Annotated in this window: 22 protein-coding genes; 11 read left to right on the top strand and 11 right to left on the bottom strand. The window is 62.1% G+C overall.

Translation table 11 applies throughout. The features are described from left to right. Positions 1-21: 21 nt before the first annotated feature. Entirely contained in the window at positions 22-903 is an 882-nt protein-coding gene (locus AC07VH_RS13700) for an alpha/beta fold hydrolase (RefSeq protein ID WP_489627867.1), read from the bottom strand. Positions 904-1,155: 252 nt separating this feature from the next. On the opposite strand from AC07VH_RS13700, the gene AC07VH_RS13695 reads away from it, so the two are divergent. Together AC07VH_RS13695 and AC07VH_RS13690 are read left to right on the top strand one after the other, a co-directional pair. Further along, positions 1,156-2,457: a dicarboxylate/amino acid:cation symporter gene (locus AC07VH_RS13695; protein WP_475414285.1), complete on the top strand. Its 1,302-nt coding sequence runs from the start codon at positions 1,156-1,158 to the stop codon at positions 2,455-2,457. Positions 2,458-2,705: 248 nt separating this feature from the next. Further along, positions 2,706-3,116, top strand: a complete 411-nt coding sequence (locus AC07VH_RS13690) for a DoxX family protein (RefSeq protein ID WP_489627869.1) — start codon at positions 2,706-2,708, stop codon at positions 3,114-3,116. 52 nt (positions 3,117-3,168) lie between these two features. Here AC07VH_RS13690 and AC07VH_RS13685 read toward each other — a convergent pair whose 3' ends face one another. After that, positions 3,169-3,819 (bottom strand): CoA transferase subunit B, encoded by a 651-nt coding sequence (locus AC07VH_RS13685; RefSeq protein ID WP_077403229.1) that lies wholly within the window; start codon positions 3,817-3,819, stop codon positions 3,169-3,171. Between the two features lie 157 nt (positions 3,820-3,976). Continuing rightward, complete coding sequence (locus AC07VH_RS13680; RefSeq protein WP_092715653.1) at positions 3,977-4,675, bottom strand: CoA transferase subunit A; 699 nt, start codon at positions 4,673-4,675, stop codon at positions 3,977-3,979. A gap of 147 nt (positions 4,676-4,822) precedes the next feature. On the opposite strand from AC07VH_RS13680, the gene AC07VH_RS13675 reads away from it, so the two are divergent. Beyond that, positions 4,823-5,389 carry a LuxR C-terminal-related transcriptional regulator gene (locus AC07VH_RS13675; RefSeq protein WP_494789101.1) on the top strand — a complete coding sequence of 189 codons (567 nt, stop codon included), beginning with the start codon at positions 4,823-4,825 and terminating at the stop codon, positions 5,387-5,389. Here AC07VH_RS13675 and AC07VH_RS13670 read toward each other — a convergent pair. After that, on the bottom strand, positions 5,386-6,162 hold the full coding sequence (locus AC07VH_RS13670; protein ID WP_034752351.1) for an SDR family oxidoreductase: 777 nt from the start codon (positions 6,160-6,162) through the stop codon (positions 5,386-5,388). The two genes, AC07VH_RS13675 and AC07VH_RS13670, sit on opposite strands and share 4 nt — an antisense overlap. A 251-nt stretch (positions 6,163-6,413) precedes the next feature. Between AC07VH_RS13670 and AC07VH_RS13665 the strand changes: the two genes are divergently transcribed. Then, positions 6,414-8,090 carry an electron transfer flavoprotein-ubiquinone oxidoreductase gene (locus AC07VH_RS13665; RefSeq protein ID WP_475414287.1) on the top strand — a complete coding sequence of 559 codons (1,677 nt, stop codon included), beginning with the start codon at positions 6,414-6,416 and terminating at the stop codon, positions 8,088-8,090. A 63-nt stretch (positions 8,091-8,153) separates the two neighbouring features. Here AC07VH_RS13665 and AC07VH_RS13660 read toward each other — a convergent pair whose 3' ends face one another. Then, on the bottom strand, positions 8,154-8,816 hold the full coding sequence (locus tag AC07VH_RS13660) for an acetyltransferase (protein ID WP_494789100.1): 663 nt from the start codon (positions 8,814-8,816) through the stop codon (positions 8,154-8,156). Positions 8,817-9,088: 272 nt separating this feature from the next. Between AC07VH_RS13660 and AC07VH_RS13655 the strand changes: the two genes are divergently transcribed. From AC07VH_RS13655 to AC07VH_RS13625, 7 genes are all read left to right on the top strand, one after another. Continuing rightward, the gene (locus AC07VH_RS13655; RefSeq protein WP_494789099.1) at positions 9,089-12,298 is read left to right on the top strand and encodes a tetratricopeptide repeat protein; all 3,210 of its coding nucleotides are present in this window, start codon (positions 9,089-9,091) and stop codon (positions 12,296-12,298) included. Then, the gene (locus AC07VH_RS13650) at positions 12,298-13,449 is read left to right on the top strand and encodes a DegT/DnrJ/EryC1/StrS family aminotransferase (RefSeq protein WP_489627874.1); all 1,152 of its coding nucleotides are present in this window, start codon (positions 12,298-12,300) and stop codon (positions 13,447-13,449) included. The genes AC07VH_RS13655 and AC07VH_RS13650 overlap by 1 nt, the downstream gene beginning before the upstream one ends. Further along, on the top strand, positions 13,449-14,177 hold the full coding sequence (locus tag AC07VH_RS13645; RefSeq protein ID WP_489627875.1) for an LbetaH domain-containing protein: 729 nt from the start codon (positions 13,449-13,451) through the stop codon (positions 14,175-14,177). The genes AC07VH_RS13650 and AC07VH_RS13645 overlap by 1 nt, the downstream gene beginning before the upstream one ends. 143 nt (positions 14,178-14,320) lie before the next feature. Next, entirely contained in the window at positions 14,321-15,196 is an 876-nt protein-coding gene (locus AC07VH_RS13640; RefSeq protein WP_070303093.1) for a flagellin N-terminal helical domain-containing protein, read from the top strand. Between the two features lie 243 nt (positions 15,197-15,439). Continuing rightward, positions 15,440-16,315, top strand: a complete 876-nt coding sequence (locus AC07VH_RS13635; RefSeq protein ID WP_070303092.1) for a flagellin N-terminal helical domain-containing protein — start codon at positions 15,440-15,442, stop codon at positions 16,313-16,315. Positions 16,316-16,495: 180 nt separating this feature from the next. Beyond that, a complete protein-coding gene (locus tag AC07VH_RS13630) occupies positions 16,496-17,371 on the top strand; it encodes a flagellin N-terminal helical domain-containing protein (protein ID WP_494789097.1) in 876 nt (291 codons plus the stop codon). A gap of 57 nt (positions 17,372-17,428) precedes the next feature. Beyond that, the gene (locus AC07VH_RS13625; protein WP_494789096.1) at positions 17,429-18,529 is read left to right on the top strand and encodes a hypothetical protein; all 1,101 of its coding nucleotides are present in this window, start codon (positions 17,429-17,431) and stop codon (positions 18,527-18,529) included. Positions 18,530-18,609: 80 nt separating this feature from the next. Here the strand turns inward: AC07VH_RS13625 and AC07VH_RS13620 are convergent, their stop codons facing one another. From AC07VH_RS13620 to AC07VH_RS13595, 6 genes are read right to left on the bottom strand one after another with little or no spacing between them, the layout of a single operon-like run. Further along, positions 18,610-20,697 (bottom strand): flagellar biosynthesis protein FlhA, encoded by a 2,088-nt coding sequence (locus AC07VH_RS13620; RefSeq protein ID WP_326457476.1) that lies wholly within the window; start codon positions 20,695-20,697, stop codon positions 18,610-18,612. After that, complete coding sequence (locus tag AC07VH_RS13615) at positions 20,694-21,833, bottom strand: EscU/YscU/HrcU family type III secretion system export apparatus switch protein (RefSeq protein ID WP_489627878.1); 1,140 nt, start codon at positions 21,831-21,833, stop codon at positions 20,694-20,696. The genes AC07VH_RS13620 and AC07VH_RS13615 overlap by 4 nt, the downstream gene beginning before the upstream one ends. Further along, the gene (locus AC07VH_RS13610; RefSeq protein ID WP_475415843.1) at positions 21,823-22,623 is read right to left on the bottom strand and encodes a flagellar biosynthetic protein FliR; all 801 of its coding nucleotides are present in this window, start codon (positions 22,621-22,623) and stop codon (positions 21,823-21,825) included. Before AC07VH_RS13610 ends, AC07VH_RS13615 begins: the two co-directional genes overlap by 11 nt. Positions 22,624-22,634: 11 nt before the next feature. Continuing rightward, complete coding sequence (locus AC07VH_RS13605) at positions 22,635-22,907, bottom strand: flagellar biosynthetic protein FliQ (protein ID WP_034757874.1); 273 nt, start codon at positions 22,905-22,907, stop codon at positions 22,635-22,637. A 3-nt stretch (positions 22,908-22,910) separates the two neighbouring features. Beyond that, positions 22,911-23,681, bottom strand: a complete 771-nt coding sequence (gene fliP, locus AC07VH_RS13600) for a flagellar type III secretion system pore protein FliP (RefSeq protein WP_475415842.1) — start codon at positions 23,679-23,681, stop codon at positions 22,911-22,913. Further along, on the bottom strand, positions 23,678-24,043 hold the full coding sequence (locus AC07VH_RS13595) for a FliM/FliN family flagellar motor switch protein (RefSeq protein WP_046684914.1): 366 nt from the start codon (positions 24,041-24,043) through the stop codon (positions 23,678-23,680). Before AC07VH_RS13595 ends, fliP begins: the two co-directional genes overlap by 4 nt.

Below are 24,043 nucleotides of genomic sequence, written 5' to 3'. Positions count from 1 at the left end.
GCGGTATCGCTTGATATCTGATTACTTGCCTAGCAAAAACTTGCGGGCGATGGCGATCTGGTCGTCATGCACGAAAGTGGGCGCATGGCCCACGCCGGCGATCTCGACCAGCTGCGCCTTCGGGCCGCGGCCCAGCATGATCTGCGCCGTATCGTGCGACAGCAGATCGGATTCCGACCCGCGCACCAGCAAGGTGGGGCAGCGCACGGCATCATACGCGGCCCACAGCATGGCTTCGTCGCTGGCCGCCGATTCCGGCGTTGCCGAGCGGAACGGCATGGCCAGTCCCATATCATAGTGGCGGCGCCAATGGCCATCCTTGTCTTGCCGCAACACATCCACCGCCAGTTTATGCCATTCCGCGTCCGTGTGCGGGCCGAAGCTGGCGGACACGTCGCGCACAAACTTGGCGCCCTGCTCGAAGGTCTCGAAACGCAAGTCCTGGCCGATGTAGTCGCCGATGCGCTGCAAGGCTTCCGGCGCCAGGGTCGGGCCGATATCGTTCAGGACCAGCTTGCTGATCGGGCTGTCCGGCAGCGAAGCCAGGCCCAGGCCGATCAAGCCGCCCATCGAGGTGCCGAACCAGTCCACCGTCTGGCGCTCGCCATTGGCCAGCACGCGCGCCAGCAGGGTCACCATGTCGCTTACGTATTGCGGCACGCGGTAGAACTGGGGATTGGCCAGCCAGCCCGAGCGCCCGCGTCCCACCACGTCGGGGCAGATCACGCGGTAATCGCTGGCCATGGCGCGCGCCAGGTTGTCGAAGTCGTCCGCCACGCGCGTCACGCCATGGGCGCAGACGAGCACGTTCGGATTGTCGGGTGCGCCCCACTCCTTGTACGACATGGTATGCAAGCCTGCGGGGGAGATGCATTGCACTGACTTGATGCTCGCTTCGATCATGCCGATTCCTTATTTGATATAAAAAGAGCACCGCTTCCTGCCTTCTGCCGGGTCTCCCGCGCGCGACGCTACGGCAGTGTAGCGCAGCGCGGGCAATGCTCCAAGCGCGCGCCTGAAATGCTGCGCCGCAGCACGCTGGCCATGGCGCAATACCCGATATAGCGAAACTGCATATCTGCGGTTATCCACAATTGAGCACGCCTGGCAATGGGCGGATGATTCGCAGCATCAACCCGCAAGAGGAGACCACTCGTGAAAAAACCATTCTATAAAATCCTGTACGTGCAGGTGCTGTTCGCCATCGTGGCTGGCGTGCTGCTGGGGGTGTTCTACCCATCGAACGCCGTCGACATGAAACCGCTGGGCGACGGCTTTATCAAACTGATCAAGATGATCATCGCCCCCGTGATCTTCTGTACCGTGGTCTCCGGCATCGCCGGCATGCAGGACGTCAAGAAAATCGGCCGCGTGGGCGGCAAGGCGCTGCTGTACTTCGAAGTGGTCTCCACCTTCGCGCTGGCCATCGGCTTGCTGGTTGCCAATATCCTGAAACCGGGTGCCGGCTTCAACGCCGATCCGGCCCACCTGGACGCCAAGTCGATCGCGCAATACACGCACGCCGAAGGCATGACCACCGTCGACTTCCTGATGAACATCATCCCGAAGACCTTCGTCGATGCCTTCGCCAAGGGCGACATCCTGCAAGTGCTGCTGATCGCCATCCTGTTCGGCTTCTCGCTGTCCCTGCTTGGCGAGCGCGGCCGTCCGGTCACCAAGCTGATCGACGAGCTGTCGCATGCCATCTTCGGCATGGTCAACATCATCATGAAAGTCGCACCGATCGGCGCGTTCGGCGCGATGGCCTTTACCATCGGTAAATACGGCCTGGCGTCGCTGATCCCGCTGGCCAAGCTGATGGGTTCGTTCTACCTGACCTGCTTCCTGTTCGTCTTCGTCGTGCTGGGCCTGATCGCCAAGTACACGGGCTTCTCCATCGGCCGCTTCTTGCTGTACATCAAGGAAGAACTGCTGATCGTGCTCGGCACCAGCTCGTCGGAATCGGCCCTGCCGGCCCTGATGAAGAAACTCGAGCGCCTGGGCTGCTCCAAGCCAGTCGTCGGTCTGGTCGTGCCGACCGGTTACTCGTTCAACCTGGACGGCACCAACATCTACATGACCATGGCCGCCCTGTTCGTGGCACAGGCAACCAACACGGAACTGACGATCTGGCAAGAGCTCACCATCCTGGGCGTGGCGATGCTGACGTCGAAAGGCGCGTCCGGCATCACGGGCGCCGGCTTCATCACCCTGGCCGCCACCCTGGCCGTGGTGCCGACGATTCCCGTGGCCGGCATGGCGCTGATCCTGGGTATCGACCGCTTCATGAGCGAATGCCGCGCGCTGACCAACTTTGTCGGTAACGGCGTGGCCACCATCGTCGTGTCGAAATGGGAAAAGGAACTGGACATGGACAAGCTGCACAGCGAGCTGGCCCATCCCACCCACCCGGCCGACGACGCCTACGTTGCACCGAGCGTCAATATCGTCAAGTAAGCCCGTCAAGCAAGCTGTACTCTCCATTGAAAAGCCCCGCAGAGCGATCTGCGGGGCTTTTTGCATGCGCGCGGGTTTTTTATTGCATTATCAACATACAGTAAATCATGCATCAATATTTCACTGAATGATCAATGAATGCAAAACCATTACAGTACTGCTTACCGTTCGCCGCCAGGCTCCCGCATAATGACATTGCGTTAATGCAAGTCTGACACCGAACCATCCACCTTTGAATGGAGTACGCCATGTCCCTCTCGCCCGCCCTCTACGCCACCTGGTCCCCACGCTTGCTGGGCCTGCTGCGCATCATCCTCGGCTTCCTCTTCCTGCAGCATGGCACGGCCAAGCTGTTCGGCGCGCCGCACGTGGCCATGTTCGACGGCTTGCAACTGTTTTCCCTGATGGGCGCCGCCGGCGTCATCGAGCTGGTGGGCGGCACCCTGCTGCTGGTCGGCCTGTTCACGCGCCCCGTCGCCTTCATCCTGTCGGGCCAGATGGCTGCCGCCTACTTTATCGCGCATGCGCCGGCCGGCTTTTTGCCGATCCTGAACGGCGGCGAAATGGCCGTGATGTACTGCTTCACCTTCCTGTATTTCGCGGCAGCGGGCGCCGGCGCCTACAGCCTGGACGGCTTGCGCGGCAAGGCAGGCGCATAAAAAAAGGGCGGACATCGCTGTCCGCCCTGCTTCGATACGACCATCTGCCTGCTTACACGGCGGAAACGTCCAGTTCCGCGCCCGTGGCCGCCTGCACCTGCTCCTTGGTCACGCCCGGCGCCAGTTCCACCAGCTTCAGGCCGTTTTCCGTCACGTCGATGACACCCAGGTCGCTGATGATGACATCGACCACGCCCACGCCCGTCAGCGGCAGGTCGCACTGCTTGAGCAGCTTGTGCGACGTCGTGCCATCCTTGGCCGTGGCCACGTGCTCCATCAGCACGACGACGCGCTTGACGCCGGCGACAAGGTCCATCGCGCCACCCATGCCCTTGACCATCTTGCCTGGAATCATCCAGTTCGCCAGATCGCCCTTTTCCGACACTTGCATGGCGCCCAGGATGGCCAGATTGATCTTGCCGCCGCGAATCATGCCGAAGGAATCGGCCGAGCTGAAGTAGGCGGCGCCGGGCAAGGCCGTCACCGTCTGCTTGCCCGCGTTGATCAGGTCGGCATCAACTTCGTCGTCGGTAGGAAACGGGCCGATGCCCAGCAAGCCGTTTTCCGACTGCAGGAATACTTCGATATTCTCCGGCACATAGTTGGCCACCAGGGTCGGCAAGCCGATGCCCAGGTTCACATAAAAGCCATCCTGCAATTCCTTTGCCGCGCGCGCGGCCATTTCGTCACGTGTCCAAGCCATTATTATCTCCCTCAATTTTCGTGGAACGCCTGTCCAAACCTACTGCGCGGCGCGCTTTGCGGCCTGCGATGCTCACCGTACTAAAGTACGGTTGCGCTTCTTAGCCACAAATCACTGCCGCTCGCTACGGTTTTGCCATGCGTAAATCTTCTATTTATTAGTCGGCGCGCACGGTGCGCTGCTCGATGCGTTTTTCCGGGTTCGCGTTGACCACGATGCGGTGCACGAAGATGCTCGGCGTGTGGACCTGGTCCGGATCGATCTCACCCACTTCGACCAGTTTTTCCACTTCGACGATGGTGATCTTGCCCGCCATGGCCACGTTCGGGTTGAAATTGCGCGCCGTTTTGCGATAGACCAAATTGCCCGCGCGGTCGGCCATGTAGGCTTTGACCAGCGCCACATCGGCCACCAGGCTGCGTTCCATCACGTATTGTTCGCCGTCGAATTCACGGATTTCCTTGCCATCGGCAACGATGGTGCCCACGCCCGTCTTGGTGAAGAAGGCGGGAATGCCGGCGCCGCCGGCGCGCAGTTTCTCGGCCAGGGTGCCTTGCGGCGTGAATTCCAGTTCCAGCTCGCCCGCCAGGTACTGGCGCGCGAACTCCTTGTTTTCACCCACATAGGAGGCGATCATTTTCTTGATCTGGCGCGTGGTCAGCAGCTGGCCCAGGCCGAAGCCGTCCACGCCCGCGTTGTTGGAAATGGCCGTCAGGCCCGTCACGCCCGAATCGCGCAAGGCGCCGATCAGGGCTTCGGGAATGCCGCACAGGCCGAAGCCGCCGACGGCGATGGTCTGGCCATCTTGGACGATACCGGCCAGCGCCGAGGCGGCGTCAGGATAAACTTTATTCATGGGTGTCCCTCTATCTTTTGTTAAGCTTTGGTCTTGAGTCCATGACTCAGGCAGCGACTCAGCATAAAATACGCGAGTGGAAAGTACAATACCGTAGAACTACCGGCGCCGTGCCGGCCATCCCCCTGTGAGAGTGATACGTATCAGATGAACGCCGCGTCAGCCATCGATTATGAAAGCATCTTCCTGCACGCGCCCGTGGGCATGTGCATGTCGGAAAACCGTATCATGCGCAGCTGCAACGAAGCGCTGGCAGCCATGTTCGGCTATGCGCGCACCCAGCTCGACGACCAGTCCTTCGAAGTACTCTACCCCACGCACGACGAATTCCTGCGCACGGGTGACCGCATCATCCCCATCATGAACGCCAGGGGCCGCTATTCGGACGAGCGCATCATGCGCCGCAGTAATGGAGAATTGTTCTGGTGCCATGTCACGGGCCACGCCATGCTGCCGAACAAACCGCTGGGAGCGGGCATCTGGACGTTCGAGGATGTCAGCGAGAAACGTCCCGTGACGGCGGAACTGACCCCGCGCGAGCGCGAAATCGCCGCCCTGCTGGTGGAAGGCAAGACCAGCAAGGTCATCGCCCGCCAGATCGACCTCAGCCCCCGCACGGTGGAAATGCACCGCGCCAAGCTGATGCGCAAGTTCGCCGCCTCGACGTCGTCCGAACTGGTGCACAAGCTGGTGGGACTGCAGCTGCAGCGTTAGAAGGTACTCATTCCACCGTCTGCGGAAATGATCGCGCCATTGATGAAGTGCGAATCCTCGCCCGCCAGCAACAGCAGCAGGCCGTCGAGGTCTTCCGGCTTGCCCGGGCGTTTATTTGGCAGCATCTCGATCAGCTTCTTGCCCTGCTCGGTGGCGAAATAATCTTCGTTGATTTCCGTGGAAATGTAACCGGGGCAGATGGCGTTGGTGTTGATGCCATATTTACCCCATTCCACGGCCATGGCGCGCGTCATGTGCACCATGCCCGCCTTGCTCATGCAGTACACGCCGATCTGCGGCAGCACCTGCAAGCCCGCCATCGAGGCGATATTGATGATGCGGTGCTGTTTCTTCGGATCGCCCTTGGCGCGCGCGATCATGCGTTTGGCCGTCTGCTGGGCAACGAAGAACGAACCGCGCAGGTTGGTGTCCATCACGAACGAGTAATCTTCGGGCGTGACGTCGACCAGGCGTTGCGTGGTGGAGACACCTGAATTGTTGACGAGGATATCGATGGGGCCCGCTTCCGTTTCCGCATGCGCGATGGCCGACTTGATGCTGGCGAAATCGGTCACGTCGAGCGACACCACGTGCGCGGCGCCGCCGTCCGCCTCAATTTCGGCGCGCAACTCCTTCAGGCGTTCGGTGCGGCGCGAGGCCAGCACGACCTGGGCGCCGGCCTGGGCCAGCACTTTCGCAAAGCGCGCGCCGAGGCCGCTCGATGCGCCGGTAATCAGGGCAATCTTGCCCTCGAAATTGACTTCTATGCCCACGAGCTACTCCTGTTTTATTTTAGATAACACTTTACGCCGTGCCGCCGGCACCGGGGCAAAATACCCTGCGCCGTACTTGAGCAAAGGTAAACGTCATCATTACACAAAATGGCCGGATTTAGATTGCGGCGAGGGGCAATGTCACGCAAAATGGCGCCAAAGTTGCAATCCTCGCCAAAAACAAGCACACTCGTGCTTAAATTTCCCCGAAGATTCCTCACCCACCCATTTAGTGACTAACAATCGAGACCATGACACAGCCTAATAACTTAGTTGAACAGTACGGACCGCGCGAGACCATGGAGTATGACGTGGTGATCGTCGGCGGCGGCCCTGCGGGCCTGGCGGCGGCGATCCGCCTGAAGCAGCTGGCCGCGGAAAAGAGCCAGGAAGTGTCCGTCTGCGTGCTGGAAAAAGGCGGCGAACTGGGCGCGCATATCCTGTCGGGCGCCATCATGGACCCGAAAGCGCTGACGGAACTGATTCCGAACTGGAAAGAACTGGGCGCGCCCCTGAACACGGCAGTAACGGAAGACCGCATCCTGTTCCTGACCGAAACGAAAGCCTATAAAACGCCAGGCTTCGCCGTGCCGGCCTGCTTTGAAAACCATGGCAACTACATCGTCTCGCTGGGCAACGTGGTGCGCTGGATGGGCCAGCAGGCGGAAAACCTGGGCGTGGAAATCTTCCCCGGCTTCCCGGCCGCGGAAATCCTCTACAACGACGACGGCTCCGTGAAGGGCGTGGCAACGGGCAATATGGGCGTCAAGCGCGACGGCGAGCCGGGTCCCGACTTCCAGCTGGGCATGGAATTGCACGCCAAGTACACCCTGTTCGCCGAAGGCGCGCGTGGCCACCTGGGCAAGCAATTGATGGCCAAGTATGACTTGAACGCCGGCAAGGACCCGCAATCGTACGGCATCGGCATCAAGGAATTGTGGGAAATCGACCCGGCCCAGCACAAGCCGGGCCTGGTGATCCACTCGAGCGGCTGGCCGCTGGACACGAAAACCTATGGCGGCTCCTTCCTGTACCACCTGGAAAACAACCAGGTCATGGTCGGCTATGTGGTCGGACTGAACTACGAAAACCCCTACCTGTCGCCGTACGAGGAATTCCAGCGTTATAAAACGCATCCGGAAATCCGCAAGTTCTTCGAAGGCGGCAAGCGCATCTCGTACGGCGCGCGGGCGATCGCGGCCGGCGGCTTGCAATCGCTGCCGAAGCTGGTGTTTGCCGGCGGCGCGCTGATCGGCTGCGATGCGGGCTTTTTGAACATGAGCCGCATCAAGGGCAGCCACGCGGCCATCAAGAGCGGCATGCTGGCGGCGGACGCGGCCTTCGGCGCGCTGGGCGAGCAGCGCCAGCACGACGAACTGACGAGCTACCCTGTGGCATTCGAGAAATCCTGGCTGCATGAAGAACTGCACGTGGCGCGCAACGTCAAGCCATGGCTGTCGAAGGGTTTGTATCTGGGCAGCCTGATGACGGGCATCGACCAGCTGATCTTCCGCGGCAAGGCGCCGTGGACCCTGCACCACTCGCATGGCGACCACGAATGCCTGAAACCGGCGGCCCAGTCGAAACCGATCGTGTATCCGAAACCCGATGGCAAGCTGACCTTCGACAAGATGTCGTCCGTGTTCATCTCGAACACGAACCACGCGGAAGACCAGCCCATCCACCTGACCTTGAAGAACGCCAGCGTGCCCGTCGACGTCAACCTGGCCACGTATGCGGGTCCGGAAGCGCGTTACTGTCCCGCCGGCGTGTACGAATTCGTGAAGAACGACGACGGCGCAGAGCGCCTGCAGATCAATGCGCAAAACTGCGTGCACTGCAAGACCTGCGACATCAAGGACCCCACGCAGAACATCGTGTGGGTGACACCGGAAGGCGGCGGCGGGCCGAACTATCCGAACATGTAAGCTCGTCGCGCGGCATGCCAGCGCAGCAGCGCTAGCGCTGCCGCGCTTCGGCTGCCGCGGTTTCTACAGATACTTGTCGCCCGCCTGGCGGCCGCGTACGGTTTTTGCCGGCGCGCCATAGCTGACGCACAGATCTTCCACGGGCCGCGTCACGACGGCGCCGGCGCCGACCACGCAATGACTGCCAATCCGCATGCGCTGCAGCAGCAAGGCGCCCATGCCCAGGGCGCTGCACCTGCCGATAAGGCAATTGCCGCCCGTCGCGGCGGCAGGCGCCAGGCTGGAAAACGCCTCCATCACGGAATCGTGGTCGAGCGAGGCGCGCGCATTGACGATACAGCCCTCCCCCACGTCGCAGCCGGGATTGATCACCGCCCCCGCCATCACCACGCTGCCCGCGCCGACGCGCACGGCCCTGGCAACGCTTGCCTGCGGATGCACGGCGCTGACGAATGGCAGTAGCGGGCACAATGCCGCCACGCGGGCCGTCACGCTTGCCCGCACAAAATTGTCGCCGATGGCCACCAGCACCCCGGACACGGCGAGCCGTTCCACCAGGACCGGCAAATCGGACTCGGCGCCAAGCACGCGATAACCCGAGGTTTCTTCGCCGATCGTCCGGAACGCGTCGATCAAGCCGGCAATGCGAAAGTTCCCCTGTCGCTCGACCACGTCGATCACGACCTTCGCATGGCCCGATGAGCCTATGATTAAAATGTTTTGCATATATCTGCTGAAAAATGAACGATATCGGGCAGCGGCCATCCACCAGGGAAGGCGCCAATGCCGGGCATCATACCAGCAGCCCGGCGCGAGGCATGCCGTCCATTCCCCTGCAAGGTTTTTAAAACGGCCACTTTTTCCCACGCTTTGACCAGCCAGCAACACCTAGTTTGCATTGCGACAGCATTCCTGGATAAATTCCATCTGGAAAGTTTCTCAGAAGCACTTTCACCAGTTACAATTCCCTCTGCTAACTATTTCACCTCCGCCCGCCCATGAACGCTAACGCCCTTCCCGCAGTGCCCCTCGACGCCGACTTGCAGCAGGCAATTGCCGAACACCAGGCTGGCCGGTATGCCGAGGCGGAAGCACTTTACCTGGCGATTCTGCAGGCACAGCCGTATCACGCCATTGCCAACCATAATATGGGCTTGCTGGCGGGCCAGCTGGGGCAATACCAGGCCGGCTTGCCGTATCTGCACAAGGCGCTGTCGGTCAATCCCGACGAAGGCCAGTTCTGGCTGTCGTATGCGGATGGCTTGCTGAAGGCGGGCGAACGCGAGCAGGCGCTGGAAATCGTCACGGCGGCCATCGCGCGCGGCCTGGACAACGACCAGTCGCAAGGCTTGCGCAAGCGCATCGAAACGGCCATCGCCAGCACGCCGACAGCGCAGGAAACGCAGCACGTCATTGCGCTGTATCAAGCCGGCCACCATGCGGCACTGGAAGCGGCCAGCCGCGACCTGACGCAGCGCTACCCAGACTCCGACTTTGCCTGGAGCGTGCTGGGCACCGCCCTGCAATTACAGGGCAAGGACGCCTTCGAGGCCCTGCTGAAAACCACGCAACTGGCGCCCAACGATGCCGAGGCACATGGCAACCTGGGCACCGCATGGCAGGAACGGGGCATGTACGAGCAGGCGGTCGACAGCTATACCCGGGCGCTGGAACTGAATCCGGACTTTGTCGAGGCACATGGCAACCTGGCGGCGGCGCTGCAGGCGCAAGGCAAGCTGGAGCAAGCCGAACAGGCATACCGGCAGGCGCTGGCGCTGCGACCCGATTACGCCAAGGGCCATTTCAATCTGGGCAATACACTGCAAGCGATGCAGCGCAGCGCCGAAGCCGTCGCGTGCTATCAACGCGCGCTGGCCCTGCTGCCGGGCGACGCGGACATCTACCTGAACCTGGGCAATGCCCAGCAAGACCTGCAGCAATGGCACGCGGCCATCGTCAGCTACCGGGCGGTGCTGCAACTGGCGCCCCACACCACGGCGGCGCATGCCAATCTGGCCGCGGCGCTGCATGAAGCCGAAGACTACGCGGGTGCCGTGGCCAGCTACCGCCGCGCCATCGCACTGCATCCCGGCGACGCCAAGCTGCACAACAACCTGGGACGCGCGCTCCAGTCGCTGGACCAGGCGGAGGAAGCCATCGCCGCATATGCCCAGGCGATCGCGCTCGATGGCGATTTCACCCAGGCGCTGAGCAATCTGGGATTGCTTCAATGCAAACAAAAAAATTACACGGCGGCCATCGAGTACTGCGCCAGAGTGCTGCGCCTGCAGCCGGACGATGCGCAAGCCTGCGGCCAGCTCGCCATCGCCTACGGCGCGGCCGAAGACCGGGACAATGCCCTCAAGTATTTCCAGCAAGCCATTGACCTGGCCCCCGGCAGCGCCGCGAACCACAGGCAGCTGGCCGATTACTACAGCACCATCAAACGCTATCCGCTCGCCGTGGAGGCATACCGCCGCACGCTGGAACTCGATGCCGGCGATAGCGAAACGCACAATCACCTGGGCGTCGCCCTGCAGGAACTGGAGCAATACGAGGCAGCCACCGCCGCCTATGAGCGCGCGCTGGAACTGGAACCGAAAAACATCTCGGCGCTGTGCAACCTGGGTTCGACGCGGCAGGCGCAGAAACAATTGGAACACGCAAAGCGGACGTATCTGGCCGCACTCGAGCTCGACCCCGCCTTCGAGCGCGCGCACTTTGCACTCGGCAATTGCTACGTGCTCATGAACGAGCCTTTGCTGGCGCTCGAGTGCTACCACAAGACGCTGGAGATCAATCCCGACTATCGTGACGCCTACGTCAACATCAGCGCCACCTTCAGCAATATCGGCAGGATAGAAGAAGCGATTGAAACCTGCCGCAAGGGCCTGGCCGTCTGCCCGCTGTGGGAAACCCTGTTCAGCAACTACCTGTTCTTGTTGTCGCATAGCACCGAGATCGATCCGCAGGCGCTCTTTGCGGAGCATCAGCGTTTCAGCGCCACCTTTGAAACGCATATCGCCAAGGGACGCGCAGGCCACAGCAACAGCCGCGACCCGCTGCGCACCTTGAAGGTCGGCTTCGTGTCAGGCGACCTGCACAACCATCCGGTGCCGCACTTCCTCATTCCGGTACTGGAAAATATCGCCGATGGCGCCCAATTGTCGCTGTATGCCTACCACAACAATCCGCAAAACGACGATATCACGGAGCGCCTGCGGGAAGTCATTCCCCACTGGCGCCAGGTCGAACACCTGTCCGACCCGGACCTGGGCCAGCTGATCCGCGACGATGGCATCGACATCCTCATCGATCTGTCGGGCCACACGGGCAAGAACCGGCTGCTCATGTTTGCTGGCAAGCCCGCGCCTGTCCAGGCCAGCTGGATCGGCTACCCGCTCACGACGGGACTGCAATCGATCGATTACTATCTGGGCGACCAGCACTTCACGCCGCCGGACGAACTGGGCGACCAGTTCTCCGAGAAACTGATGCTGCTGCCCGCCTGCGTTCCGTTCCTGCCGTCCAAGCTGGCGCCCAGCGTCCAGCCGGCGCCTGTATTGACTAATGGCTACATCACGTTTGGCAGTTTCAACCGCACCAATAAAATCAATCGTCAGGTCATCGCGCGCTGGGCCAGGGTGCTGCGCGCCGTCCCCGACGCCAGGATGATCGTGGCGGCCATGCCGAAATCGGAAGCGCCGCCGCAACTGGCAGCCTGGTTCGCGGAAGAAGGCATTGCGCCCGAGCGCCTGACCTTCGAAGGACGCACGGGGATGGCGCAATTCATGGCCATCCATCACCGCATCGATATCTGCCTCGATGCCTTCCCCTACTGCGGCAGCACGACGACCCTGCATGCGCTGTGGATGGGCGTCCCCACGCTCACGACGGCAGGGCCCACCATGCCTAGCCGCGCCGGCAACATGATCTTGCGCCAGGTCGAACTCGATGACTTCATCGCCGCCGACGAAGAGGATCTCGTGCGCAAGAGCGTGGCCATGGCGGCCAACCCCATGCTGCTGGGCGCCTACCGCTTCAGCATGCGGCACCGCCTGGAGCGCTCCGTCCTGGGCAAGCCCAAGCTGATTACGGAAGGGCTGGAAAATGGCTTGCGCATGGCATGGCAACGCTGGTGCGAAGGCTTGCCGCCCGTTTCGTTCGAAGCCCCCGTGGCCGTGCCCAACCCGCCGATCGGATTATGATGAGTATCAAAAAAAACAAGCCGGTCTATGTCACCCAGCCCCTGCTGCCGCCGCTGGAGGATTTCCTGCCCTATCTGGAAACGATCTGGGACAACAAGATCCTGACGAATGGCGGCCCGTTCCACCAGCAGCTCGAGCAGGCGCTGTGCGACTACCTGGGCGTCAAGCACATCTGCCTGTTCGCCAACGGCACGCTGGCATTGATGACGGCCTTGCAGGCGCTGCGCATCAACGGCGAAGTGATCACGACGCCGTATTCGTTCGTCGCCACCGCCCACTCGCTGCTGTGGAACAACATCAAGCCCGTCTTTGCCGACATCGAGCCGCACAGCCTGAACCTCGACCCGACCAAAATCGAGGCGGCCATCACGCCGCAGACCACGGCCATCATGCCGGTGCATTGCTACGGCCGGCCATGCGACATCGAGGCCATCGAGAAAATTGCCGACAACTATAATCTGAAGGTGATCTACGATGCGGCGCATGCGTTCGGCGTGCGCCACCGGGGCGGCAGCGTGCTCAATCACGGCGACCTTTCCGTGATCAGCTTTCACGCCACGAAGATCTTCAACACCTTCGAAGGCGGCGCCATCGTCTGCCCCGACGCCAAGACCAAGCAGCGCATCGACCACCTGAAAAACTTCGGCTTCGTCGATGAAGTCACGGTGGTGGCCGCTGGCATCAACGGCAAGATGAGCGAGATCAATGCGGCCTTCGGCCTGCTGCAGCTCAAGGGCATCGACGGCGCGCGCCAGAAGCGCAAGGCCATCGATGCGCACTACCGCCAGCAGCTGGCCGGCATTCCAGGCATCACCTGCGTGCAGCAAGGGGATGCCGAGGCGGCCAACCACGCCTATTTCCCGATTCTGGTGGGTCCCGGCTATCCGCTGTCGCGCGACGCCCTGTTTCAATCGCTGCGCGACCAGGAAATCTACGCGCGCCGCTATTTTTACCCGCTCATCAGCGACTTCCCCATGTACCGCGGCATGCCGTCCGCCGCACACGCGAACCTGCCCGTGGCGCGGCTGGCGTCGTCGCAAGTGATCTGCCTGCCCATCTATCCGGATCTGGACATGGCAACCGTCGATGCCATCATCGCCATGATCGCCGCCCCCGCCTTGCAGCAAGAAACCGTACGGAACATCGCCTGATGCACATTTCCACCGAAACCAATTTCTCGGGCGTGGCGGAGAACCATGCCTGGTCGGCCCAGTTCACGGTACTCGGCTACGACGATGGCGCCATCAGCACCCTGCCGCATCAATTTTTCCGCGACTGGCTGGACCAGGAACCGGAGAACGGCCACTTTTATATCGGACGCGGCTCCTGCTTCGGTGTCGGTTCGCTGGTGAAATATGACAGCGGACAGCAAAGCCTGTGCGTGGGACGCTATGTGGCCGGCGGCTCGCGCCTGAGTTTCATCCTGAATGGCCAGCACGAGATGCGCACGATCTCGACGTACATGCTGTCGATCCTCGGCGGCGGCCTGAAAAATGTGCCGCCGCCGCAGTACGCCGACACGGTGATCAAGAACGACGTGTGGATCGGCGACGAAGTGATGGTACTGGGCGGCAGCGTGATCGAAAACGGCTGCATCATCGGCGCACGCTCGCTGCTGCCACCGAATTTCCGCTCGGAACCCTATGGCATTTATGCGGGCTCGCCGGCGCGCCTGATACGCTACCGTTTCACGGAAAAAGTCCGTGCCGCGCTGCTCGAGCTGGCCTGGTGGGAAATGCCGCTGGAATGGGTACGCAACAACAACGCCATGTTCCTGGAAGACCTGTGCGCCGACGAAGCGAAGGCATTGCTGGTCCTCGACATCCTGAAAAGCAGCCGCAAACAATGGGAAGCGGAACACGGCGGTGTGGCGGATTGAAGCCGGCATGGATTATCATTCAGGCAAGGGAAAAATATATTTCCACACGGCATTTAATAAAGTGAAATGAATGGTCGTCTTGTACTGGTAGGAGCAGATAAACCGTCGCTCCTCACCATAACCACCCAATTAGGAATGACACCATGCTGAGTCTTCACACCAACGCTGCCTCCCTGTCGGCACAAAATTCGATCTCGAATACCCAATCCAAACTGTCGACTTCGATGACGCGCCTGAGCACCGGCTTCCGCATCAACTCGGCCATGGACGACGCTGCCGGCCTGCAAATCGCCACCCGCCTGAAAGCGCAAACCAGCGGCATGACCGTTGCGATGAACAACACGCAAAACAGCACCTCGCTGCTGCAAACGGCTGAAGGCGCGTTCGCCGAAGTGACCAACATGCTGGTACGCATGAAAGACCTGGCTACCCAGGCTTCCGATGCCTCGTCGACCGCAGCCGACAAGACCGCCATGCAAGCTGAATACAATGCATTGGGTCAAGAGCTGTACAACGTCATGACCAACACCACGTTCGGCGGCACCAAGCTGCTGGGCAAAGGTAGCGCTGCTGCCGACGGCACGCTGTCGACGTCGATGACGTTCCAGATCGGCGCCAGCTCGACGGAAAAAATGACCTTCGACGTATCGGGCAACCTGTCCACGCTGAACACCGCCCTGAGCGGCCTGAGCGCGAACTTCTCGAGCGGCGCATCGACCGGCGCGACGGAACTGACCGCTTCCGCCAACGCCACCATCGGCCTGCTGGCTACCGCCATCGACAGCGTCAGCACCGTGCGTTCGGCACTGGGCGCGACGGCCAACCGTCTGGACCACGTCAACACCAACCTGTCGAACATCGCCACCAACACCAAAGCCGCTACCGGCCGCATCATGGACACCGACTTCGCGACCGAAAGCTCGAACATGACGTCGTCGCAAATGCTGCTGCAAGCTGGCACCGCGATGCTGAAACAAAGCAACAGCATGTCCTCGATGGTCATGTCCCTGCTGCAATAATATGGACTTGGCCGCTTGCGGCCAATCTATTGAAGCCAGACTCCGGTCTGGCTTTTTTTTCATGCGCGCCTGGCGCGGGCATGCCGTCGCACGGGTCTGGCGGAGCGGCGAGGCAACAAATACCATTTATTTTCAAAAATTTCCGTAAAGCATTTAATTAAGGTGGCGGCACGGTCGTCTTGTACTGATAGGAGCAGATAAATCGTCGCTCCTCACCGTAACCACCCAATTAGGAATGACACCATGCTGAGCCTTCACACCAACGCTGCCTCCCTGTCGGCACAAAATTCGATCTCGAATACCCAATCCAAACTGTCGACTTCGATGACGCGCCTGAGCACCGGCTTCCGCATCAACTCGGCCATGGACGACGCAGCCGGCCTGCAGATCGCCACCCGTCTGAAAGCACAAACCAGCGGCATGACCGTTGCGATGAACAACACGCAAAACAGCACCTCGCTGCTGCAAACGGCTGAAGGCGCATTCGCCGAAGTGACCAACATGCTGGTACGCATGAAAGACCTGGCTACCCAGGCTTCCGACGCCTCGTCGACCGGCGCCGACAAGACCGCCATGCAAGCTGAATACAATGCATTGGGCCAGGAACTGTACAACGTCATGACCAACACCACGTTCGGCGGCACCAAGCTGCTGGGCGACGGCGCGGCTGCCGCCTCCGGCACGCTGTCGACGTCGATGACGTTCCAGATCGGCGCCAGCTCGACGGAAAAAATGAGCTTCGACGTATCGGGCAACCTGACCGCGCTGAACGCAGCCCTGACCGGCCTGAGCAAAAACTTCTCGTCGGCAGCATCGACGGGCGCGACGGAACTGACCGCCACCGCCAACGCCACCATCGGCCTGCTGGCTACCGCCATCGACAGCGTCAGCACCGTGCGTTCGGCACTGGGCGCGACGGCCAACCGTCTGGACCACGTCAACACCAACCTGTCGAACATCGCCACCAACACCAAAGCCGCTACCGGCCGCATCATGGACACCGACTTCGCGACCGAAAGCTCGAACATGACGTCGTCGCAAATGCTGCTGCAAGCTGGCACCGCGATGCTGAAACAAAGCAACAGCATGTCCTCGATGGTCATGTCCCTGCTGCAATAATATGGACTTGGCCGCTTGCGGCCAACCTATCGAAGCCAGACTCCGGTCTGGCTTTTTTTTCGCCTGCAGCGCGACGCATTCAGGCAAATTGAACTAAATTGCCATCACGTTTAACGATGTTGCCGGCATAGTCGCCTATACAAGGCAGAACACCGAACAATCATCCACTGGAGCCGCCGCGTGCTGAGCATTCATACCAATACCGCCGCACTGTCTGCCCAGCGGGCCATGGGCTGGGCCCAGCAGCTGCTGTCGACGTCGATGACGCGCCTCTCCACAGGCTTTCGCATCAACTCGGCCATGGACGACGCGGCCGGCTTGCAGATCGCCACCAGGCTCAGCGCCCAGACCAGCGGCATGGCGGTGGCCATGCGCAACACGCAAAACAGCACCTCGCTGCTGCAGACGGCCGAAGGCGCGTTTGGCGAAGTCACCAGCATGCTGGTGCGCATGAAGGACCTGGCCACCCAGGCAGCGGACGCCTCGTCGAACCAGAAGGACCGCGACGCCATGCAGGGCGAATACGATGCGCTGGGCGCCGAACTGTACAACGTGATGACGAACACCCGCTACGGCGGCACCTTATTGCTGGGCAACGGCGGCGCCGGCAACGGCACCTTGTCGCAAGCCATGACGTTCCAGATCGGCGCCAGCGGCAGCGAGACCATGCAGTTCAGCGTGGCGGGCGACATGGCCGGCCTGGATGCGGCGCTGCAGGCGATCTCGGCCAATTTCGCGCCAGGCGCCACGCCCGGCAGCGAATTTGCCAGCAACAGCAGCGCCAACGGCATGATCGACCTGCTGGCCGCGGCCGTCGACAAGGTCGGCAGCGTGCGCTCGGCGCTGGGCGCCACCGCGAACCGGCTCGGCCATGTCTACAATAACCTGTCCAACATGATCACCCACACCAAGACCGCCATCGGCCGCATCATGGATGTCGATTACGCGGCCGAAAGCGCCAACATGACCTCGGCGCAAATGCTGATGCAGGCGAGCACGGCCATGCTCAAGCAAAGCCAGAGCATGAGCAAGCTGATTCTTTCTTTACTACAATAGTGACTGGCAGGACGCGATGGCGGATCGGATGAATAGGTATCAGCAGGAAGCAATGGCATGGCGATAGACCGCATTGCATCGGGCAATCCCGTGCCCCTGATTACCCAGCGCTTCGACGTCAGCCCCGCGACGCCGATGGTGCCGGGCGTGGTCCAGCCGCTGGTGCCGATCGGGCCCTACATGGCACCCGCACCGGACGCCGGCACCCTGCCCGCCCAGCTGCAGCAGCAGGGCCAGGACAGCCTGGCGTCCCTCATCAAGCCCAACGCCGACGGCACGGGCGGCGCCATGCCGCGCGACAGCAGCGCCATGCAGGTCAATCAGCTGTTCTTCACGCGCCAGCTGGTGTGGCAGCCGCCCGACGCGGCGCAGCTGGCCGCCTCGTGGCGCGTGATGGTCAAGACCTATGGCGAACAGTATGCGGCGCTGCAGGAACAGGCGCGCGGCCAGCACGTGCCGGGCAGCCTGTTCATGGCCGAGCAGCAACCGGCGCTGCTGCGCGAAGGCGCGCGTCCGCCACTTACGGTCGACAGCGAAGCGTGGCGCTTTGCCGTGTATGGCTGGGGCGGCCAGCGCCTGCTGCTGCGCGTGCTGGCCAGCGATGAAGACGATGAGGCAACGCCGAGGCGGCGCGGCAAGGTGGCGCTGCGCGTCGAGCTGATCATCATCGGCATCGGCCGGGTGGTGATCCAGATGGAGCCGTCCGGCGACGGCGTGCTGCTGGAACTGGCCGCCGACGAGGAAGCGGCGCTGCGCCACCTGCGCCTGGCCCTGCCCGAGATCGCCGGCGCCGTGCGGCGCGCGGGCCTGCGCGTCGTGCGCTGCCGCCTGAACCGCCAGCTGCACGCGCAGCGCATGCACGGCAATTACCCGATGCAGGCGGGTGCCGCTGCGCTGTCGCTGCCCCTGTTCCGCGCCATGGCCGAAGTGGCCTTGCTGCTGACGCAGCCGGAAGCGGAAGCGGCGGCCGATCCCGATGCGCCCGCAGCACCTGCGGCGGCGGCAGAAGAAGAGACCATCGCCGCCTCGAAGGAAGTAGCGGCGCCGCTCGGCTACGACTATGGCAACGAGGCAGAAGCGGCGCAAGGCGGCACCGTGCTGCTGCTGGCCGATGGCCAGGAGCACGACCTGCTGCCGCCCATCGACGAGCAGGATTGATACAGCAGGATTGACGCAGCAGGATTGATGCAGCACAAAAAACGGCGCCCGCAGCGCCGTTTTTTTTATTGCCCCGCCGTTTACCCCACCGTGCCGATGATGCTCACTTCGCGGTTTTCCGGGATTTCGTTGTACGACAGCACATGCAGGCCCGGCGCGAACAGGCGCGCATAGCGGGCCAGCAGCGGACGGATCTGCGGCAGCACCAGCAGCAGCGGCGGCGTGGCCTGCTGCTTCATCTGCTCGCGCGCCACCGGCATGTTCACTTGCAGCTGCGACAGCAGGTGCGGGTCGATCGGATAGTTATCGAGCGTCACCTTGCCCGACTGGCGCGCCTGGTTCAAGGAGCCGAGCAGCATGTTTTCCAGCTCGCCGCCCAGGTTGAACGCCTGCATTTCCATCTTCTGGCCAAACAGGCCGCTGACGATCTGGCGCCGCAGCGCGCAACGCACTTCGGCCGCCAGCAGGATAGGATCCTTGGTGGTTTCTGAACTGTCGAGCAAGGTGGTGGCGATGGGCACGATATCCTTCAATGACACGTTTTCCGCCAGCAAGACGCGGAACACGCGCAGCAGCTGCGTGTGCGTCAGCGCCTTGTCCAGCGCGCCGGCCAGTTTGGGCGACAGGGCCGTCAGGCGCTCCATCATGTTCGAGACGTCTTCGTGGCGGAACAGTTCCGGCAGGTATTCGCGCACCATCTTCGACAAGTGCGTGGCGATCACGCTGGGCGCCTCGATGACCTGGTAGCCAAGGCCCAGCGCATGCGCCTTTTCGCTCGGTTCGATCCACGTGACGGGCATGCCGTAGGCCGGCTCGATGCCGGGAATGCCATCCAGCTGGCCATACACGTTCGGCGACGGGATCGCCATCAGCCGGTCGGCCTGCACTTCCGCCTGCGCCACCACGGTGCCGGACAGCACGATCGCGTATTGCGACGGTTTCAGGGCCAGGTCGTCGCGCACGCCGATATTCGGCAGCAGCAAGCCCATCGCCTCGGACAAACTCTGGCGCACGCCCTTGACGCGCTTGTTCAGCGGCTCGCCTTGCGTTTTATCCACCATGCCGACCAGTTTATAGCCGAGCATCACCATCAATGGCTGCACGGCCGGCAGTTGCTGCCACTCCAGTTCGGCCGGCTTGTCGTCGCGCAAGGCCGCCTCGATGGCCGCCATGCCCGCCGCGTCCGGCCCCTTCACGCGCTTGGTCAATCGCCAGGCCACGAAGGCCAGCACGGCGGCGAAGGTCATGAACATGAACCACGGCATGCCCGGAATCAGGGCCAGCGCCACCATCATGCCGGCGGCGCTGAAGATCACCGTTGGCGAGGTCAGTACCTGGCCTGCCACCTGCTGTTCGAAGTCGCCCGAATCGCTGATGCGGGTGACCAGGATGGCGGCCGCGGCCGACAGCAGCAGCGCCGGGATCTGCGCCACCAGGCCATCGCCGATGGTCAGCAGCGCGTATTGACGGAAGGCATCGCCAAACGACAGATCGTGCATCAGCGAACCGATGGCCACGCCGCCGACCATGTTGATGATCAGGATCAGGATACTGGCGACGGCATCGCCGCGCACGAACTTCGACGCGCCGTCCATGGCGCCGTAGAAATCCGCTTCGGCGGCCACGTCCTTGCGGCGGATCTGGGCTTTTTCCTGGTTGATCAGGCCGGCGTTCAGGTCGGCATCGATGGCCATCTGCTTGCCCGGCAAGGCATCGAGGGTGAAGCGCGCCGACACCTCGGAAATACGCTCGGCGCCCTTGGTGACGACGGCGAAGTTGATGATCATCAAGATCACGAAGACCACGATACCGACGACGAAGTTACCGCCGATCACCACGTTACCGAAGGCCTCGATCACCTTACCGGCCGCGTCCGCGCCAGTATGGCCGTGCAACAGCACCACGCGCGTGGACGCCACGTTGAGGGTCAGCCTGAGCATGGTGGTGGCCAGGATCACCGTCGGGAAGACGGAGAAATCGAGGGGCCGCTTGGCCGACACGCTGACGAGGATGACGATCAGTGCCAGCACGATATTGAAAGTGAACAGGATATCGAGCAGCACGGGCGGCAGCGGCAGGATGATCATCGCCAGGATCACCAGCAGGAACAGCGGCGTGGCGAACTTGTGGCGGCGCATTTCGGCAACCAACCGGTTCAGGAAATTCATGGCGGTACGACCTCGCTCAAATGAGATGGCACGGCCATCTCGGTGGGTAATACGGGCTGGGCAGCACGCTGCCCGGACCGGAATGCTTTCAATTGCAGGATGTAGTTCAGCACCTGCGACACGGCCTGGTACAGCTGCACGGGAATCTGCTGCTGCACCTGGCTGGTGTTGTAGATGGCGCGCGCCAGCGGCGGCAACTCCAGCGTTTCGATATGGTGTTCCTTCGCCACTTGCCGGATATACAGCGCCATCTCGTCGACGCCCTTGGCAACGACGAACGGCGCCTCGGCGCGGTCCTGGTCATACTTGAGCGCGACGGCGTAGTGCTCGGGATTGACGATCACCACGTCGGCGTCGGGCACGGTCTTGCGCACGCTGCGCCGGCCGATCTGCTGCTGCAGCTGGCGGATGCGCTGGCGCACTTCGGGCCGCCCTTCGCTGCTCTTGTGTTCTTCCTTGACGTCCTGCTTGCTCATGCGCTGGTTGCGGGCAAAGAAAAACGCCTGCGCCGGCACGTCGATGATGGCGAACAGCACGAAGACGGAAATGAGCGCCATCAGGCCGTCAAGCATCAGCGCGGAACCGTCGAGCATGGCTTGCTGCAGGGGCCGGTGTTGCAAATCCACGTACTGCGTCAGGCTGGAGCGGCTCACGTGCACGAGCACCATGCCCAGCACGGCGGCCTTGGCGATGGACAGGCCGAATTCAAAGCCATGCTTGGGCGACACCAGGCGGCCCAGGTTCTTGGCCGGGCTCAGGCGCTCCATCTTCGGCATCCAGTTCTTCGTGCTGACGACCCAGCCGCCGGGGATCAGTGAGCCGAGCACGACGAACAGGGGCACGCAAAACAGCGGCACGATCATCTTGATCAGCAAGCCCACCGAGGTGGTAAACGCCATCGACATGGCATTGTCCAGCGCGCCCTTGCTGTCGAGCGGCATGAAGGCCATGGCGAACAACTCGCGAAAGCTCACCAGATAGCCGGGCAGCAGGTAGATGAAGACCTTCATGCTGATCAAAATGCCCAGCGCCGTCGACAGGTCGCGCGAACGCACCACCTGCCCTTCCTGGCGCGATTTCTTCAGCTTCTGGGCTGACGCCTTTTCTGTCTTGTCGCCCGTGCTGCTATCCGCCATGGGCCACCCGCATCTGTTCGGCGATCATGTCGAGCACGCGGTTCGTCATGGCGACATAGTGTTCGGGGATAAAGCGCACGATCTGCATCAGCATCAGCAGGCCGAACATGGTGATCATGGAAAAACCCAGCGAAAACAGGTTCAGCGATGGCGCCACGCGGTTCAGGAAGCCGAAGCCCAGCTGCACCACCATGGTGGAAAAGATGATGGGCAAGGCCAGCAGCATGGCCGCGGCGAAGATCCACGCCACGTTGTACGCCACCGTCTGCAGCAGCAGCGGCCCGTAGCCCTGCCCCACTGGCCAGGCCTTGAAACTGGCGCCGATCACGCCCGTCAGCACGAGGTGGCCGTCGATGGCGAAAAACACGATCATGCACATGATGGTGAGCAAACCCGTGATCACGTCCGACGAAGTGCCGTTGAGCGGGTCGTTCATGACGGCCATGGAAAAGCCCACCTGGCTCGACACGAGGTAACCGAGCACCGACATGACGGACATGGCAAAGTGGAAGGCCAGGCCCAGGACGAAGCCGACGATGGCCTGCTCAAGGGTGGCGACGACGGCGTGCAGGGAAAACGGATCGATCTTCAGCAAGTCCTGCGAGATGCCCGACGCCTGCATCACGGGCAGCATCAGGATCGCCAGCACCAGCGACAGCAGCACCCGCACGGGCACGGGCACCATGGCGTCGCCGATCACGGGCGAGGCGCTGAGCATGGCCAGGATGCGGCAGAACGGCCACCACACGGCCAGCAGAAACGGCAGCAGCTGATTGAAAATCTGATCCATGGCGCGCGGCGCTATCCGACCAGGGTGGCGGCGCGCTGAAAAATGGACACGCAATAATCCATCAGGTAGCCGGCCATCCAGCGTCCGGCCAGGATCAGGGCCAGCAAGGTGACCAGCAAGCGCGGCAGGAAACTCATGGTCTGTTCATTGATCGAGGTGGCCGCCTGCACCAGCGCGACCAGCAAGCCCATGAGCAAACCCGGCACGACCAGGATGACCACCAGCAGCATCACGACATGCAGCGCTTCGATGATCAGGTCGACGGCGACTTCAGGGGTAAACATCGCTCAATAGCCCTGTATGCTGGTAACCAAGGTGTTGACGGTCAGGGTCCAGCCGTCGACCAGCACGAACAGCAGCAGCTTGAACGGCAACGAGATCACCAGCGGCGAGAGCATCATCATGCCCATGGCCATCAGCACGGACGCCACCACCAGATCGATGATGAGGAACGGTATGAACAGCATGCAGCCGATCTGGAACGCCGTCTTGAGTTCGGACAAGACAAACGCGGCCAGCTTGACCGTGAAGCTGTGGTCTTGCGGACGCATGCTCGACGGTTCGCCGGCCAGGTGGGCGATCTGCGCCAGCGCGGCCTTGCTCGTCTGCGCCAGCATGAAGCGCGAAATCGGCACTTCGGCGATCTTCAGGGCCTCCTGCATGCCGATCTGGTCGCGGTCGTACGGCACGAACGCTTCCTTCCACACCTGGTCGCCGATGGGGCGCATGACCAGCAAGGTGAGGATCAGGGCGATGCCCGTGACGATACGGTTGGGCAAGCCCTGCTGCAGGCCCAGGGCCTGGCGCAGCAGGGACAGCACGATGACGAAGCGGGTAAAGCTGGTCATCATCATGACCATCACAGGCAGCAGCCCGAGCAGGGTCATGACAACGAGGATCTGCATCTTCACCGACAGGTCGGTCTTTGCGCCCGGCACCACGCCGGCCAGCAGGTCCTGCGCGCCGGCGGCGCCGCAGCACAGCATCAAAAGAGGAACAGCCAGCGCGGCAGCCAGCGCGCCGCGGCGCCGGCTCAAACCGGGTACCGCCAGCTTCATGCTGTCATCAGGTCGAGATTGAGGCCGTCGAGGTCGATGACTTTGAGGCCATAGTTCTCGCCGGCCACCACCACTTCGGCGCGGCCGATCGGCGTGCCGTTGACCTTGATCACCAGCGGTTCGCCGGCCAGCATGTCGAGTTCGATCACGCTTTCCGGGCCGATGGCCATCAGCTCTTCCAGCGAAATGCGGGCCGAGCCCACTTCCAGGGTCAGGGTGACGGGAATCTTGCGCATCATCTGCGGAATGTCGCGGCGCGCGCGGGTGCTGGCCACGTCGGAGACGTCGCCCTGGTCGATGATCATGTCATCGCCCAGGTCTTCCAGCAGGGTTTCGCTCTGGTTGGTATCGGTCATATTCAT

It is taken from the genome of Janthinobacterium sp. GW821-FHT03C10 (assembly GCF_059420865.1).
This window is presented reverse-complemented; position numbering and strand designations above follow the sequence as displayed.